Below are 16544 nucleotides of genomic sequence, written 5' to 3' on the forward strand. Positions count from 1 at the left end.
CCTTATAGCATTGATCATAAATAGGGTGTGAAGATTAACTAGCTCGCAGCATACTTTAAAATGATGAACAGTAAATTACACTAAAGTCTGCAAATCAATCTGTGTGTTAAAAGTAAATTGAGCTGATAAGTAAATCAATTACCGCGTACTGACTAGTGAGTCAGCTAATCGAAGCATGCCTTCATCAATCGAGATCAACGGCTGATAGCCTAAGTCTTGTTTAGCGGCGCTAATATCAAAATAATGACTGGTTGATAACTGCTTAGCAACAAACTTGGTCATGATTGGTTCTTCGGCTTTATTTAATGCCAAATAAACAGATTCAAGCAAGGCGCCTACACCATAAGCTAATCCCGCTGGTACTCGCTTACTCACCGGAGGTAAATCAACACAGGCTAATATTTTATTGAGCATTTGCGCCATGGTAATAGGTTGATCATTACTGAGAAAATACGCTTTACCCGCAGATTTTGCCGCTGAGGTTAAATCAACTGCCGCTAGAAGATGCGCATAGGCCGCATTGTCGACATAAATAGTATCGACTAACTTATCCTGCTTGCCGACCAGCTTTAAGCGCCCTGCTTTGGCTCGCTCAATCACCCGTGGGACAAGATGGGGATCATTCGGCCCCCAGATAAGATGCGGTCTTAATGCGGTCGTTTTTAAGCTTGGACTATTGGCCGCTAGCATCATTTTTTCAGCAACCGCCTTAGACTCACCGTAATAATTTAAATAGCTTTTGGCATAGGGTGCCTGTTCATTGATACCATTTTCATCCTCACCGGCAAAGGTCACACTTGGGGTGCTGGTATAAATTAAGTATTGAATATTTAAACCTTGGCAGGCGTTAATAATGTTATCTACGCCATCAACATTAGGTGAAAAATAACTCTGTTTACTGCCCCAAACTCCGGCCTTAGACGCCACATGGAATACCAGATCACAGCCTTGCATCGCCTCAGTCACTTGCTCTGGGTTAGCAATATCACCTTGAATTAAGTGCACGCCCATCTGAGTTAATTTAGGGTAATCACTTCTTGCAAAACCCACCACGGCAATACCTGCGGCAATGAGTCGTTTACAGATAGCAAAACCTAAAAAACCCCCTGCACCGGTGACAAAAACCTTCGCCACCTTTTGCTTGAGTTGATTTAGTGCAACTTGCTCTTCAATTGGATAATCAGTCAGCATAGTGTGTTGTTCAAACATTATTCTTTCCATTCTTTTTGAGCCCAAACTGCTAATTTTTCACGAAATATTTTAGCATTATGACGCACATCAACCGGGAATTCTGGATGAATTAAAAAGCGGCTTATCCCCTGGGTATGTGGATGAGCATTAGCTAGTTCGAGTAGGGCTTGATACAGCACTTTGGAGGTTGAGCACACCACCCCTTTATTCAGTTCTATACATAAGAGTGGCACAATACTGCCATCAATAGTCACTGGCACTAATGCTGAACGTTTCACTTGCTCATGGGTATTAAATACGCGCTCGCAAGGGATAGAAAAATACCGTTTTTCAAATTGGCCCTTCACGCTTGCATCGACTCTGTGGGCTTTTCGGCCGCACATCCACAGTTGGTTATTCTCATCAAGGTAGCCAACATCACCCATTCGGTGACGCATCTGCGTGCCGTCTTGTATTTTTGCCCCTGCGGTGGCGCTATCACGTTGATAGTAGGCCTGGCTGACCATGGCGCCTTTCACCACAATTTCGCCTATTTGATTAGCGGGTAATATTAAATCATCTGTCCAGTGCGCGATGGGTTGCTCAATAATATCGATAATCGCTATTTCAACACCTTCAATAGCCTGTCCAACACAAATGCCTGCACCTTGATCGGTTTTATCAGTTGTAGTGAATAATGCGCTGCTAGCAATTTTACTGATGGGCAACGACTCGGTCGCGCCATAGGAATTAAGCACTTCAACGTCAGGCTCAAGCATATTGCTGAAACGTTTGATAGATGAAATGGTTGCTGGCGCGCCTGCTGAAATAACCCGCTTTACCGGGGTGAGCTTATGTTGAGTTTGCTCGCCAGCCTGGCCTAATCGTTCAAGAAGTGCGGGGTTAACAAACATATTGCTGCATTGATATTGCGTGATTGCCGCAAATAAGTGTTTCGGCTCAGCCGTAATAGGCTTACTGGCATCCATGTCTGGCACAATTGAAGCCATGCCTAAGGCGGGGCCAAATAATGAAAACAGCGGAAAAGTGGCTAAGTCGCGTTCGCCAACGCTAATGCCATAGTCATTTCTTAAGGCACTGATTTGGGCCTCAAACATTTTATGGCTGTAAACCACGCCTTTGGGCGTGCCGGTACTGCCACTGGTAAACAGAATTGCGGCCATGTCATCTTCGGCTAATTTAACCATAGGATAACGATTGTACTGGGTACCATTAACCTGTTTTAACGACTCAATACTGAGGCAACCCGCTAGCCAGCGCTCAACGCGATTACCGCCAACATTAATGCAATACTTGACTGATTTTTTACCCCAACCGAGTACACGTCTTGCTATATGGGCTTTAGGTATACCAATAAAGGCATCAGGTTTAGCTTCAATAAAGCATTGCTTTAGATTGTTAATCCCCATTCCTGGATCAACTAAAATGGGAATAATACCGGCTTTAAAAAGTGCAAAAGTAAGATTGAAAAAAGCAATACTTGGCGTCACCATTAATACCGCTTTCATGCCCTGTTGAATGCCAGCGGCGTTCAGCTTATAGGCCATCTCATCGGATTGTTTATTCAGTTCGGCAAAGGTTAACTCTTGATATTGATACTGGCCGTTGCTTTTAGCCTGTTGGACTGCAACCGCTAATAAATCAGGACTGTGCATAGCGGCATTCACTAAATGCTGACACAAATTAGCATATTCAGCTACTGAGTTAGGCTGCGTGTGCTGATCCGCTGTTGGATCTGGCAAAGATGTTGAGTTAGTCATAAATAGCTGAGTTACTTAATCAAAGTGGAATAAAAATAATGCCAATTAAATCAATTTGCCGTTATTACCGATAAAAATTCTTAAGTCTTTAATAAAAAAGGCTCCGAAGAGCCTTTAGTTTTGTTTGATAAAACCTTGAATTAGCTCAATAACATCATCACTGGCGTCTTCCAAAATATAATGTCCACAGTCTGCAAACTCATGAACTTCAGCGTGGGGCATACGTACTCGCCACTCGGCTAAAAAGTGTTTATCAAACACAAAATCTTGTAACCCAAAACAAATCAAGGTGGGCACATCCGCAAACTTAGTCAGGCTATCACCAATGCCAGTGACTAAACCAAAGTTACGATCACCTGGCTTTAATGGGATATCCTGCACAAAACGAATGGTAGAAATACGGTTTTTCCACGAATTAAATGGCGCGACATAGGCTTCACGCACGGCTTTATCCATAGGTTTGCGCTTAACACCGACATACGATGCTGCAGATGAAAAAGCATTTAAACCGCGCACTAACAAGGTGCCTAATAAGGTTTCACGGCAAATCCACAATGCCCACGGAAACGGCTTAGACTGAGGTAAATGGAACGCTGCTGTGTTCAAATACACTAAACGTTTAATTCGCTCAGGATGACGTGCAGCAAAGCCTGTGCCTATCATCCCGCCCCAGTCATGACACACTAAGGTAATGTTCTCTGTAATACCTAAACTGTCTAGTAGGGCTTCTAAATCATCAATACGATTGTTTAGGGTGTAATCATAATCAGGATCATTTGGTTTGTCGGATATTCCACAACCTATATGATCAGGCACAATGCACTGATTATTAGCACTAAGCGCACTGACTAAGTTGCGAAAGTAATAACACCAGCTTGGATTACCATGAACCATAACAACAGGTTCGCCCTGGCCTTCATTAATATAATGTAACTGATGGCCATTTCTATCTAAAAAATGGCTTTCAAATGGCAGTAATGACTGTAATTGTTCTGTGTGCGACGTCATGATGTGTCCTATTGAATGCTTATTGTTTTATGTTCAATGAGTTGTGTTCAATTAATAAGGGATTTTTACCACTTAATCCCTAACATCATGCAGTTCAAACCACTGCCAATACCTAAAAAGCTGACTTGATCGCCTTGACGTAAAAAACCTTCATCATGGGCCATAGCCGCAGTAACGGGCAAAGACACCGTACCCATGTTGCCTAAGGTTTGATAGGTTGGATATTCTTTTTCTTGCGGAATGTTTAACGCATTCAACACTTGCCTACGATTAGATGCCCCTACCTGATGGCAAATGACCTTATCAACCTGTTCCACAACCCAATCACGCTGTTCTAGAAAATGATCCCAGGTATGCTTGGCTAAGTCGACGCCTTCTTTTAACAAGGTTACCGCATCGGTACGCATAAATTCGCGGTACAACATATGCCCCGCTTCCTGTAAGCCCCACTCGCATAAATTGTGATGCTCGGGCGCTGAAAGATGACTTGCGCCTAATAATTGGTGCTGACGAGTATTTTTAAGCGATAAACTGCCATCAGTCAAAATAACTGCCACCGCGCCAGAACCACCTGTTAAAGTCGCTAATGACTGGGCAAAATTTTGCATAGTCGGTTCAGCCAACATATGGTCTATGGTTGCTTCAACGATATCGCGAGCAGATTCACAAGACACCACCATACCGGCTTTAATTTGTCCAAGTTCAATACGGTTAGCAATATCTAAAATACCGGATAAAACGCCTAAGCAAGCATTACTGATATCATAAATAGCAGTATCTTTAGATACACCTAACTTAGCGGCAATACGACAAGCCGTTGCCGGTTCGTGTTGGTCACGGCACACTCCGGTATAAACCACAGCCCCTAAGTCGCTCACATTGATGCCGGTTTCATTCACTGCTTTATTTGCCGCAGCAATTGCACCGTCAGATAGACGATAACCTTTAGGCCACCAGCGGCGCTCAGTGATGCCCGTTAAAGCAGCAAGTTGCCCCATAGGTATACGAAACTTTTGATATAAAGGCGCAAGACGAGATTCGAGATCTAGACTTGTGACAATTTGAGGCGCTAGCTCATAAGCCAGACTATTGATAAACACGCGAGAGTATTTCATTAAACCATTTGTTCACTTTTACTCAATACCACTCAGATTTGGCTTAAATATCCAAAGCACAGGGTCATTTATACCAAGATGTCGTTACACAAACATCACTGTTGGGTGGCTTGATTTGTTGTAATTCACTAATAACCCGACATTTGAACAAGAATGGCTTAAAACTGCAATAAAAAACCGTTAAAACTCACATGGTTTTGCTATTTAATTATTCGCTTGCTGTAAATTAAGTTTGCGCTAGATAACTGAATCAATCAGACTTTTATAAAATAAAACAGTCTAAACAAAAGCTTAATAGCATAAATTAAACCAAATGTGTTTTATAGGCATGGATTAAAGCATTTCTTGGGGTTATTTCAGTTGGACAAAATTCCGTCAGTGTTACCTGGTAACCTTGCTCGTTTAAAAAGCACACTCTATCTATTAACAACCATTGCTCGATAGCTTGCCTGAATAAATGTCGAACCAGATCGATCCGCTGGGTTAACCTCTGACGGTTAAGCCCTTGCTGAAGATAATCATCAAAAATAGTATCACTGGGTATAGATATACTTTTCTGGGCTGCTGCCCAAAAACAAAAATCACTAAACGAACCGGCTAACTGGCTTTGCTTGATGGTGGGTATGGGCAAATATTGATCCGATTGGCGTACTGTTCTTTGCAAACTATCAAACCCTAAACGCCATGCTATTTCTTGTTGTCTTAGGACATTGTGTTTTTGATTGGCAATCACGCTTTGCTGCAATGGCAATTGTAAATCATGTCGGGACAAGGTTAATTTAGCTTGTTTTGCGATACTTGATAATGGCTGATAATAGCTATTTTGGATCAAATGATAACAACATGGCGAAATTGAAATAATCTGGGTACCTGCTTCACTGGCCAAGTGAAGTAAACGAACATGTAAATCGCCACAGGCATGCAAAGCCACTGCATGTTGTGTTTGTTTAATCGGTGAAGTATTTGCGCCAACATCGGCAAACGCATCTGCACAAATAAATTTCTGATCTAACTGCCATTTATCAGCAAAAGACTGCCCTTGCTCACAGAGATCCTGTTGCCACTCTAAGCTAGTCACAGAACCTTGTTGTGTTTTTGCAATCAATCGGCCTAAATGCCCCTTACCTGCGCACCACTCAAGTATTGGAAGGTGGTCATGGTTATTAGCAAAAGCCTGCTCAGTAAAAGCAATAATTTGTTGCCATTTACGGCCTTTAATATGACCACTAAAATGTTTAAGGGCAGACTCATCAATGGGCTGATTTATTTCCGCTGCCAGCTCATAAGCTTGGCGATTAAGTAACGGCAGCAAACTGAGAGTCTGGTGCTGTTTTTCAGCTTGCAAATCCTGTTCTAATGCCGGCAGTAAACTGCTTAACAGTAACGTGGGGTTGCTGTCTATTAGATCAATCTCAGTATCAGGAATGCGCCATAGTTTGGCTGCTAATGTTGGAAATGCTTGTTGCCAAGGCAGGTACTTGCAATCAAACGCCACTACCTGCCATAAAGGCTGAGTCAACGCTAATAACGTGGATAATTGGCTTAGCCGAGTGGCGTAATCTGGCTTGATAACATCTTTTTGGGGGAGATCGGCAGATTGCGTTAACTCGCTATCTTGCTGAGATATTTGAACCTGTTCGGCCATAATGACAGTTAACACATTAGCAAATCGATGACTGCAATTGTAACAGCTCAATTTTAAACATGATAATATCAAGGCATATCATTACCGAAAAATAGGCAGGTAAACTTAATGCATTCACCTTGCGTCGCTCGATGTGGCTTAAATGAAGATGATTTCTGTATGGGGTGTTATCGACATGTCGATGAAATTGTTATCTGGTCACAGGCCAACGATCAACAACAGCAACACATTTTGGATCAACTAGAATCTCGTAAATTACAGTTCGCTGACAGTAAAAATAGCCAGACTCTATCAAGAGCTAAATGGTTAGATGCTGAAAAAAGATTACTTTAGGCAAACATCACAACATTATTAATGTATTAGCTGGCACTCTCAAGCAAACGTAAACAATAGCACTCAGCTTGACCCATTCGTGGTATTCAAGCTGATATGGCTATTGGCACTATGAATATACAAGCTTACTTTTTCATCATCGATTTTAAATTGGCAAACGGATTATGGGTCGCGACATCTTGCTTGTTTTCTGTGCTACTGCCATAACGAATTAACTCTTCAAAACGCGAATGTTCATTATCATGACAATATAAACACAATAACTCCCAATTAGTGCCGTCAGATGGATTGTTATCGTGGTTATGATCACGATGATGTACGGTTAACTCACTCAAGTTTTTATGGGTAAACTCTCGAGTACAGCGTCCGCAAACCCAAGGATAGAGCTTTAACGCCTGTTCACGATAACCTGTCTCGCGCTTGGCTTTATAGTCTCTTGCTTCAGCCAATACCTTGTCTAATTTGCTCTCACCAACCATGTCGAATCTAACCTCAGCATAAATAAATTGCCCCAAGGATAATAAGGCTTATCGCTTGGGGCAATGATTTTGTTTTACTAATGCACAAATGTGCAGTAATTAGCGTTGATTAATCGACAAGTTCCGCATGAGACAAGTGCACGTAATGCAAATAACGCTCATATTGAGTGACAATATCAGCTGTAATTTGCTCTTGAGTATATCCCATCACATCATATTGCTGACCACCATGCTCAAGGAAAACCTCCACACGATAATAGGCTTGATCAGAGCTAATATTCTCTTCTGTTGTGCCCGTAACTGTGTAAGCTCGTATACGAAGGCCATATACAAACGACAATAAGTCATCGGGACCAATAACCAACCTAACCCGCTCATCCTTAAAAATAATATCCGCTAATTGGCCCTTGCTTATTAGGGTATCTCTCATTTCAGTTAACGCCGGTTGAGCTATAGTATCAAGATAATTTTGTGCATCCTCTCTACTGGGCATAGACACTAAAATATCTAATCTGTCTTGCCAGGTCATATTGGCCTTAACATATTGCACGCTGGTATTGTGTGACTGCACGCTGTTGATTTTAAGCCAATCATCTTTTAATGCTTTATACAGACCCACACACATCAATAGCATCACGATTAAAAATGGCATTGCACTGGCAATAGCGGCCGTTTGCAGCGCTTGTAAACCACCCGCCACCAACAACACAGATGCTACAACACCCTGTAATGCCGCCCAAAATATACGTTGCCAAACCGGAGCATTATTGTCACCGCCCGAGGTTAAATTATCAATAACCAGTGAGCCAGAATCCGATGATGTCACAAAGAATGTCACCACTAAACAGACAGCAATTGTTGATAAAATCGTCGAGAATGGCATGTGTTCAAAAAACTTGAACAGTGCAACTGATACATCACTGGATACCGCTTCAGATAAATAACTCGCACCATGATTGGCAATGGCATCGATTGCCGTATTACCAAACACTGTCATCCATAAAAAAGTAATCGCTGATGGCACAAATAACACGCCGATTAAGAATTCACGAATAGTACGCCCGCGACTGACGCGCGCAATGAAGGTACCCACAAAAGGAGACCATGAGATCCACCAGCCCCAATACAATAATGTCCAACCACCTATCCAATCATCTTTTTGCTCATAGGCATATAAGTTAAATGTTTTACCAACAATCTCACTTAAATATCCACCGGTGTTTTGCACAAAAGATTGCATCAACAACACAGTTGGCCCCAGCACTAATACCGATACCATTAATAATAATGCTAAACCTAAGTTCAACTCACTTAAGCGTTTTACGCCTTTATCGAGTCCTGAAAACACCGATAAAGTGGCAATGCCTGTGATGATCACAATCAACACCACCTGCACAGTGGTATTGTTAGGCAGGCCGTCAATAAGATAGCTCAAACCTGAGTTTATCTGCAGCACACCAAAACCTAATGAAGTAGCCACACCAAACATAGTGCCAAGTACCGCAAAGGTATCAACGGCATGACCAATTGGACCATAAATCCGCTCGCCAATTAACGGGTATAAAGCGGAGCGAGGTAATAAAGGTAATTTGTGTCGATACGAGAAGTAGGCTAATGACAGCGCCACTACAGCATAAATAGCCCAGGCATGAATGCCCCAGTGGAAAAAAGTAATCTTTAATGCATCTTTCGCCGCTTTAATCGATTCAGGTGATGCATCGGGTGGCGCCAGGTAGTGCATCACAGGCTCTGCTACACCAAAGAACATCAGCCCTATGCCCATACCTGCCGAAAACAGCATGGCGATCCAACTTTTATAACTATAATCAGGCACAGAATGCTCTGGCCCCAACTTAATATCTCCAAAGCGGCTCATCATGACAAAAATGATAAACACTAAGAAGATGGCAACGCCTAATATGTACATCCAACCCGTTTTTACTTCTAACCAGTGCTGTACTGATTTAAAAAACAAGTTAGCTTCAGTTGGTGCGATGGCACAGAGTAAAACCATCATGGTAATAAGAATAACTGAAGAGAGAAATACAGGCGGGTTGATACTTGTCTTAATAGACATAATGTCTCCCGTAAAAAGTAACGCTTTGTACCAAAAAGTTAATTAAATAATAGGTGTTATTCTTTAATTAAAACGGCACAAAAATTAGTGGCTAATACTAGCATAACTGACTGCTATTTAGTGCAGACATGTGGATAAACATGACTCTAGTGCGGTAATCGAACATTTTTATTGTGTATGTGTAAAATAAAAACACTTAATCAGTTAACAAGCCGTAACTGTCGACCAACGCAAAATAATTGCCAATTTAGCCGAGCATGCGTTGTGCTGCAAACCATGCAGAAATTCAATGTGCCTACCATGGGTATTGCGCGTTAGTTACTGCGGTTAGTTTAGGTGATAAAGCTGTAGTAAAAATATGACGATTGCCCCACAGGCAATGAAGATAAAAACTTGAAGCAAACTAAGCCATAAAGTAAAGTTAGCCCCCTTATTTCGTCAATGGGTATTGTTGTACTTCTATCAACATTAACCAATACTCATTGAGGCGCTTTTTTATTATTACGGCAAGCCTAAATGACCTCGAATATAACCCGTCAAGCTGATGCATCAGAACAAAGTTTATTGCGCATTTTTACTGTGCCAGAAGATGCTAAGTCGACCTTAAGTATTATCGAACAAAAGCTTTCCCAAGACTTAGCAGGCTTTTTGGGAAACAGCATTGCCGCGTTAGAAAAACCATTGGCAGAAATAGAAACCGACTTTCAAGCGTTTGAAATACCAGCTGTGCCTCGCTTTGTATCTGATTACACAGATGAAATTATGCAAAACTTAGTGGCGCACTCGGTGCACACTTCTGCGCCTAGTTTTATTGGTCACATGACCTCTGCCTTACCCTATTTTGTATTGCCCTTGTCTAAAATGATGGTTGGGCTCAATCAAAACTTAGTTAAAATTGAAACATCTAAAGCCTTTACCCCGCTTGAGCGTCAGGTTTTAGGCATGATGCATCATTTAATTTATGATCAAGATGAAACTTTTTACCAACAATGGATGCACAGCGCCAATCATTCTTTAGGCGCATTTTGCTCTGGTGGTACAGTGGCCAACATTACTGCACTGTGGATAGCCCGCAATCAAGTGTTAAAAGCTGAGGGAAGTTTCAAAGGTGTAGGCCGAGAAGGCATGCTTAAAGCACTACGCCATTATGGTTATGATGATTTAGCGATTTTAGTGTCTGAACGAGGCCACTATTCATTAGGTAAAGCCGCTGATTTACTCAGCATTGGTCGGGATAATATTGTGAGTATTCCTACGGATGCCAATAATAAAGTCGATGTATCCGCCATGCGTCAAGCCGCGTTAAAGCTTGAGCAAAATAATATAAAAGTAATGGCCATAGTCGGCGTTGCTGGCACCACAGAGACAGGAAACGTAGACCCACTAACCGAGTTAGCCGAACTCGCCACAGAACTTGGCTGCCATTTTCACGTTGACGCAGCCTGGGGCGGCGCCAGCTTATTGTCCAATAAGTATCGTCATTTACTTAAGGGAATTGAACTGGCTGACTCAGTGACTATTGATGCCCATAAACAAATGTATGTGCCAATGGGTGCTGGTATGGTGTTATTTAAAGACCCTGAACTGGCACATACTATTGCCCATCATGCGGAATATATTCTCCGTGTGGGGTCAAAAGATTTAGGCAGTCAAACCCTTGAGGGCTCTCGCCCTGGCATGGCTATGCTAGTGCACGCTTGCCTACAAATTATTGGTCGTGAAGGCTATGAAATATTAATCAATAACAGCTTAGAAAAAGCCCGCTATTTTGCTGAGCTAATTGAGCAGCATTCAGAGTTTGAGCTAGTCACCGAACCAGAGCTTTGTTTGTTAACTTATCGGTATGTGCCGCTGTCGGTACAGTTAAAGCTGACTGAAGCAATTGCGATTAATGACTTTGAAATGGTTGCCAGAACTAATGAGCTTTTGGATGGCTTAACTCAATTTATTCAAAAGCACCAGCGTGAACAAGGTAAGTCATTTGTATCTCGCACCCGTATTCGCCCTGCAAGGTATCAAAGACAGCACACAACCGTATTCAGAGTGGTTTTAGCGAATCCGTTAACCAGCCATGAAATCTTAGCTGACGTGCTCAACGAGCAAACCCAAATAGCCCAATTAGATAACGAATTTTATCCGCAATTACTGGCGCTATAGTCTTCAAGACTCAAGTTTTAAGCCTCAACTGTGATTGTTGAGGCTTTTTTTTGATAAAAAACTAATGCCGATAAACTTATTAACCCAATAAATTTCAGACATAAAAAAGCCCCGACGCAATGTCGAGGCTGGTTTATCCATCACTCAATCTAGATATAAATATCAAAGTGAGTCTAATAATGGTACCCGAGGCCAGACTGCACTGACAACGACAGTGGCACGCTTGCTTTAGCGTGCCTACTAATTCAAACATTACTAACTTTCAGACATAATAAAGCCCCGATGCAATGTCGAGGCTGGTTTATCCATCACTCAATCCAGATATAAAATATCAAGGTGAGTCTAATAATGGTACCCGAGGCCAGACTGTTCTGACAACGGAAAGTGGCACGCTTACTTTAGCGTGCCTGCTAATTCAAACATTACTAACTTTCAGACATAAAAAAGCCCCGACGTAATGTCGAGGCTGGTTTATCCATCACTCAATCCAAATATAAAATATCAAGGTGAGTCTAATAATGGTACCCGAGGCCAGACTTGAACTGGCACGCTTATTCAGCGAGGGATTTTAAATCCCTTGTGTCTACCGATTCCACCACTCGGGCAAAGTGTTGTTTTAACCGCTTTAACATCAAAGCCATTAAACGCAATTTAGTGGAGGCGCGACCCGGAGTCGAACCGAGGTCGACGGATTTGCAATCCGCAGCATAGCCATTCTGCCATCGCGCCACAACGTAAAAAAGGATTTGGAGCGACATATCAGGTTCGAACTGATGACCTATACCTTGGCAAGGTATCGCTCTACCAACTGAGCTAATGTCGCGTAAATCTGATTAACTCGCTTTAAGCACTAGGCTGTCTAGCTGTTAGTCTCTTGTCTACGGGGGTGCATTTTACCGATTTCATCCCCGGTGTCAATTGCTGTTTTTATTAAAACTTATCGTTTGCGCACTAAATAATCTTATTGAAGTATTTATGTGCTATTCCGCGGTTAAATCATTCCAAGCCGCTGAAATGTAACTTATCATCGACCAGAAAGTCAGCAATGCTGCCACATAGAACAACACATAGGCCATATCCGTTAGAAATGGCGTAGGTTGCCAAATCAAACCGACTATCGCGGCCATTTGGGCTGCTGTTTTATATTTGCCAATCCAGGACACGGCAACAACACCACGTTTGCCTATTTCAGCCATCCACTCTCGTAATGCTGAAATAACAATCTCACGCCCAATCATAAACAATGCGGCTAGAGTTAAATAAATATTATCATTTTGCTGAACCAACAAGACTAATGCAGTCGATACCATCACCTTGTCTGCAACTGGGTCTAAAAAAGCACCAAAACGGGTTAGTTGACCTAATTTACGGGCAGCATAGCCATCTAATGCATCCGTCACCGCAGCAAGCCAGAAAATAAATGCTGCAGCAAAAGGTGCCCAAGTATAGGGTAAATAAAAGAAAAATATAAATACAGGCAGTAGCACTAAACGAAACAGTGTTAATGCAATAGGTAAGTTAAACGGCATAAATAGACCAATTATTCGTAAGCTGCGCCAATCTTGCCTTAATTTTAGCCCCCTCGCAATGTGTCATGAATCGTTTGTGCCATTTCTAGGCTAATTCCGGGAACTTTTGTTAATTCTGCCACACTGGCACCCTTTACTTCCTGTAATCCGCCCAAATGTTGCAATAAAGCTTTACGTCTTTTAGGTCCAACACCCGCTATCGATTCTAAAGTTGAAGTATTACGCGTTTTCTGACGTTTATTACGGTGTCCTGTAATAGCAAAACGATGAGACTCATCTCGAATATGCAAAACAAGGTGAAATGCGGGTGAATCACTGGCAATTTGAATAATTTCTTCAGAACCACCTAATACAAAGGTTTCTAACCCCGCTTTACGCCCTTCTCCTTTCGTTACCCCCACAATCAAAGGTGGTTTAGCTAAATGGGCACATTTTTCATCAACGATATTTTGCGCAATACGAAGTTGGCCTAACCCACCATCAATAAATAAAATATCAGGCACCTTGCCAGTTTCATCAATTCGGTCAAAGCGACGACTAATTGCTTGCTCCATTGCTGCATAGTCATCTCCGCCCGTTATACCATTGATGTTATAGCGTCGATAATCCGCTTTATGCGGCCCTTCACGATTAAACACCACACACGAAGCCACTGTACTCTCACCCATGGTATGGCTGATATCGAAGCATTCCATACGGTTTATTGGCGTAGACAGCTCTAAGGCCTCTTCTAGTAAGCTAAAACGTTGTTCAATTGTATTCTTGTGCGACAATCTGGTAGCCACGGCATTACTGGCATTTGTTATCGCTAAACGTAAAAAGTTAGCTCGCTCACCACGAACGTGTGTTTTTATCGAAAACTTTTTCTGTAACGCCTGTTCTATTGAGGCGGCGACCACTTCCATCCCGTCAAATTCGTGGCTGAGGATCACTTCTTTGGGCACTGTGCGCTGCACGTCTTCATTTAAATAAAACTGCCCCAAAAATGATGATAATACCTCATCTAACTCTGTGGCCACTGGCACACTTGGGTAATAACTGCGGCTACCAAAAATCTTACCTTCTCGAATAAACAGTAAGTGAAAACAGACAATTCCAGACGCATAATGCACGCCAACAACGTCCATATCACCTTTATTATTAGAGACTTCTTGTTGCTCACTTACTTTACGTAATGCGCTAATTTGATCACGATATTGAGCGGCTTGCTCATAGGCCATGTTAATAGCAGCATGTTCCATTTTATCCACTAAAGTGCTGATCACCTGCTGATCTTTGCCGCGTAAAAATAACGTGGCTAATTTAACCTGCTCTTGATAATCATCATCAGACACAATGCCAACGCACGGAGCGCTACAACGGGACAATTGATACTGTAAACACGGGCGAGAACGAGATTTATAGTACAGGTCATCGCATTGACGAATAGGGAATAACTTCTGCATTAAATTAAGGCTTTCGCGAACAGCACCGCCGTTAGGATATGGCCCAAAATAATGACCTTTCTCGCGCTTTACTCCGCGATGATAAGCCAAACGCGGATGTTTATGACCACTCAGTAAAATATAAGGATAAGACTTATCATCACGTAACAATACATTGTATTTAGGCATGTACTGCTTGATATAGTCATTTTCTAAAATAAGTGCATCGGTTTCGCTGTGGGTAACCGTGACATCGATGTGATCAATGTTAGCGACTAATGCCTGGGTTTTTACATTGGGTAAATTGGCTCGAAAATAAGAGGTTAAACGCTTTTTAAGATCTTTAGCTTTGCCAACATAAATCACTTTATCGAGTTTATCGTACATACGATAAACGCCTGGTGATGATGTTACAGTGCGAAGGAATGGTTTAGATTGGAACCCGTCAGACATAATTGATTACAACACAGTTAATGGTGACACAAATAAAAATCACGACAACATAATTAGGTTCTCGTGAAATTTGATTAGAATGAACCCGTGTCGAGCATTTTGTATCGAATGGCTAAGCGGGTCAATTCAACGTCACCATTAATACCTAACTTTGCGAATAATCGGTAACGATAACTGTTAACGGTTTTAGGGCTTAAATTGAGTTTTTCAGAAATTTCATTCACTTTCTCACCGTTAGTTATCATCAGCATGATTTGCAACTCACGCTCTGAGAGGCTGGTAAAAGGGTTTTCATCACTGCTATCGAACTGGCTTAACGCCATTTGTTGGGCAATTTCAGGAGAAAGATAACGTTGCCCGCGAGACACTTGGCTAATTGCACGGATAACTTCTGGAGAAGTAGAGCCTTTAGTTAAATAACCCGACGCCCCCGCTTGCATAACTTTTTTAGGGAAAGGGTCTTCAGTTTGTACCGTTAGTACTATTATTTTAGCATCAGGCTGATAACGTAGTATTTTACGTGTCGCTTCTAAACCGCCCATTCCAGGCATGTTCATGTCCATTAAAATAACATCAGCTTCATTCTGGCGAGACCACTGTACAGCGGTTTCGCCGTCATGTGCTTCACCAACTACTTTAATGCCACGCTCATCTTCTAAAAGGCGACGGATCCCAGTACGAACTAACTCATGATCATCAACTAAATATACAGATATCAACTTCAACCACCTATTTATTATTTGCCATTCATCCTGAATGTTGGCATTTTTGTTTTGCGAAACATCGACATAATAAAACATATGATGCTTTGAAGTTTCTAGCAGACAAATTTATCACTAATCCTTGAACTCACACAAGCAAGACAAGCACGATAAGCCAACTTTCAACTAAATAAAAATGGTCTGCACCTCAAGCTGATTACTTACTGGCCATTTAACGTCACAATAATACTGCGCGCCGAACCTTGGTCTCTGTGTTCACACAGGTAAATCCCCTGCCACGTCCCCAAATTAAGGCGCCCCTTACTAATGGGGATGGTCAGTTCAGCACCTATGAGTGACGATTTAATATGCGCGGGCATATCATCAGCACCTTCATAGGTATGTCGATAATAAGGGGCATTTTCAGGCACCATAACATTGAAATGTCGTTCAAAATCGCCCCTTACCGTTGGGTCGGCATTTTCATTTAATGTCAGTGACGCTGAAGTGTGTTGAATGAAAAAATGCGCCAAGCCTATTTCAAAGGTTTTAAGCTCAGGTAATTGTTGCAATAACTCATCTTCAACGAGGTGAAAGCCTCGTCTTTTAGCCGCTAGTTGGATGCTTTTTTGAAACCACATCATTTTCTCGCTTAGGGTCTATTTTAATAAC

At 42.0% G+C, this 16544-nt stretch carries 13 protein-coding genes and 3 tRNA genes; 2 read left to right on the forward strand and 14 right to left on the reverse strand.

Features of this window, described 5'->3' with window-relative positions; translation table 11 throughout:
• Positions 1-138: 138 nt before the first annotated feature.
• The 5 genes from oleD to ACRWP9_RS15115 form a co-directional block, all read right to left on the reverse strand.
• Positions 139-1209 carry a 2-alkyl-3-oxoalkanoate reductase gene (gene oleD / locus ACRWP9_RS15095; protein ID WP_434926683.1) on the reverse strand — a complete coding sequence of 357 codons (1071 nt, stop codon included), beginning with the start codon at positions 1207-1209 and terminating at the stop codon, positions 139-141.
• Positions 1209-2951 (reverse strand): olefin beta-lactone synthetase, encoded by a 1743-nt coding sequence (oleC, locus tag ACRWP9_RS15100; protein WP_434926684.1) that lies wholly within the window; start codon positions 2949-2951, stop codon positions 1209-1211. The genes oleD and oleC overlap by 1 nt, the downstream gene beginning before the upstream one ends.
• A 114-nt stretch (positions 2952-3065) precedes the next feature.
• Positions 3066-3959 (reverse strand): alpha/beta fold hydrolase, encoded by an 894-nt coding sequence (locus ACRWP9_RS15105; RefSeq protein ID WP_434926685.1) that lies wholly within the window; start codon positions 3957-3959, stop codon positions 3066-3068.
• A 65-nt stretch (positions 3960-4024) separates the two neighbouring features.
• Positions 4025-5074, reverse strand: coding sequence for a 3-oxoacyl-ACP synthase III (locus ACRWP9_RS15110; protein WP_226414388.1), 1050 nt, complete (start codon positions 5072-5074; stop codon positions 4025-4027).
• Positions 5075-5378: 304 nt separating this feature from the next.
• A complete protein-coding gene (locus ACRWP9_RS15115) occupies positions 5379-6734 on the reverse strand; it encodes a methyltransferase (protein WP_434926686.1) in 1356 nt (451 codons plus the stop codon).
• A 93-nt stretch (positions 6735-6827) separates the two neighbouring features.
• Between ACRWP9_RS15115 and ACRWP9_RS15120 the strand changes: the two genes are divergently transcribed.
• Positions 6828-7052 (forward strand): DUF1289 domain-containing protein, encoded by a 225-nt coding sequence (locus ACRWP9_RS15120; RefSeq protein WP_434926687.1) that lies wholly within the window; start codon positions 6828-6830, stop codon positions 7050-7052.
• Positions 7053-7177: 125 nt separating this feature from the next.
• Here the strand turns inward: ACRWP9_RS15120 and ACRWP9_RS15125 are convergent, their stop codons facing one another.
• Positions 7178-7531 carry a YajD family HNH nuclease gene (locus tag ACRWP9_RS15125; RefSeq protein ID WP_434926688.1) on the reverse strand — a complete coding sequence of 118 codons (354 nt, stop codon included), beginning with the start codon at positions 7529-7531 and terminating at the stop codon, positions 7178-7180.
• Positions 7532-7640: 109 nt separating this feature from the next.
• Positions 7641-9608 carry a BCCT family transporter gene (locus ACRWP9_RS15130; RefSeq protein ID WP_434926689.1) on the reverse strand — a complete coding sequence of 656 codons (1968 nt, stop codon included), beginning with the start codon at positions 9606-9608 and terminating at the stop codon, positions 7641-7643.
• A 516-nt stretch (positions 9609-10124) separates the two neighbouring features.
• Between ACRWP9_RS15130 and panP the strand changes: the two genes are divergently transcribed.
• Positions 10125-11765, forward strand: coding sequence for a pyridoxal-dependent aspartate 1-decarboxylase PanP (gene panP, locus ACRWP9_RS15135; RefSeq protein WP_434926690.1), 1641 nt, complete (start codon positions 10125-10127; stop codon positions 11763-11765).
• Between the two features lie 519 nt (positions 11766-12284).
• On the opposite strand, the gene ACRWP9_RS15140 is transcribed toward panP, so the two are convergent.
• The 7 genes from ACRWP9_RS15140 to ACRWP9_RS15170 all read right to left on the reverse strand — a co-directional run bounded on the left by ACRWP9_RS15140 (position 12285) and on the right by ACRWP9_RS15170 (position 16516).
• A tRNA-Leu gene (locus ACRWP9_RS15140) sits at positions 12285-12370 on the reverse strand.
• A gap of 50 nt (positions 12371-12420) precedes the next feature.
• Positions 12421-12494: transfer RNA gene (locus tag ACRWP9_RS15145), tRNA-Cys, on the reverse strand.
• Between the two features lie 18 nt (positions 12495-12512).
• Positions 12513-12588 (reverse strand) — tRNA-Gly (locus tag ACRWP9_RS15150).
• Positions 12589-12745: 157 nt separating this feature from the next.
• On the reverse strand, positions 12746-13294 hold the full coding sequence (pgsA, locus tag ACRWP9_RS15155) for a CDP-diacylglycerol--glycerol-3-phosphate 3-phosphatidyltransferase (protein ID WP_226414372.1): 549 nt from the start codon (positions 13292-13294) through the stop codon (positions 12746-12748).
• Between the two features lie 44 nt (positions 13295-13338).
• On the reverse strand, positions 13339-15171 hold the full coding sequence (uvrC, locus tag ACRWP9_RS15160; RefSeq protein WP_434926691.1) for an excinuclease ABC subunit UvrC: 1833 nt from the start codon (positions 15169-15171) through the stop codon (positions 13339-13341).
• Between the two features lie 74 nt (positions 15172-15245).
• Complete coding sequence (uvrY, locus tag ACRWP9_RS15165) at positions 15246-15890, reverse strand: UvrY/SirA/GacA family response regulator transcription factor (protein WP_226414368.1); 645 nt, start codon at positions 15888-15890, stop codon at positions 15246-15248.
• Between the two features lie 203 nt (positions 15891-16093).
• Complete coding sequence (locus tag ACRWP9_RS15170; protein WP_434926692.1) at positions 16094-16516, reverse strand: secondary thiamine-phosphate synthase enzyme YjbQ; 423 nt, start codon at positions 16514-16516, stop codon at positions 16094-16096.
• Positions 16517-16544: the final 28 nt, after the last annotated feature.

Source organism: Shewanella sp. HL-SH2, assembly GCF_051164935.1.
Classification (GTDB): domain Bacteria; phylum Pseudomonadota; class Gammaproteobacteria; order Enterobacterales; family Shewanellaceae; genus Shewanella; species Shewanella glacialimarina.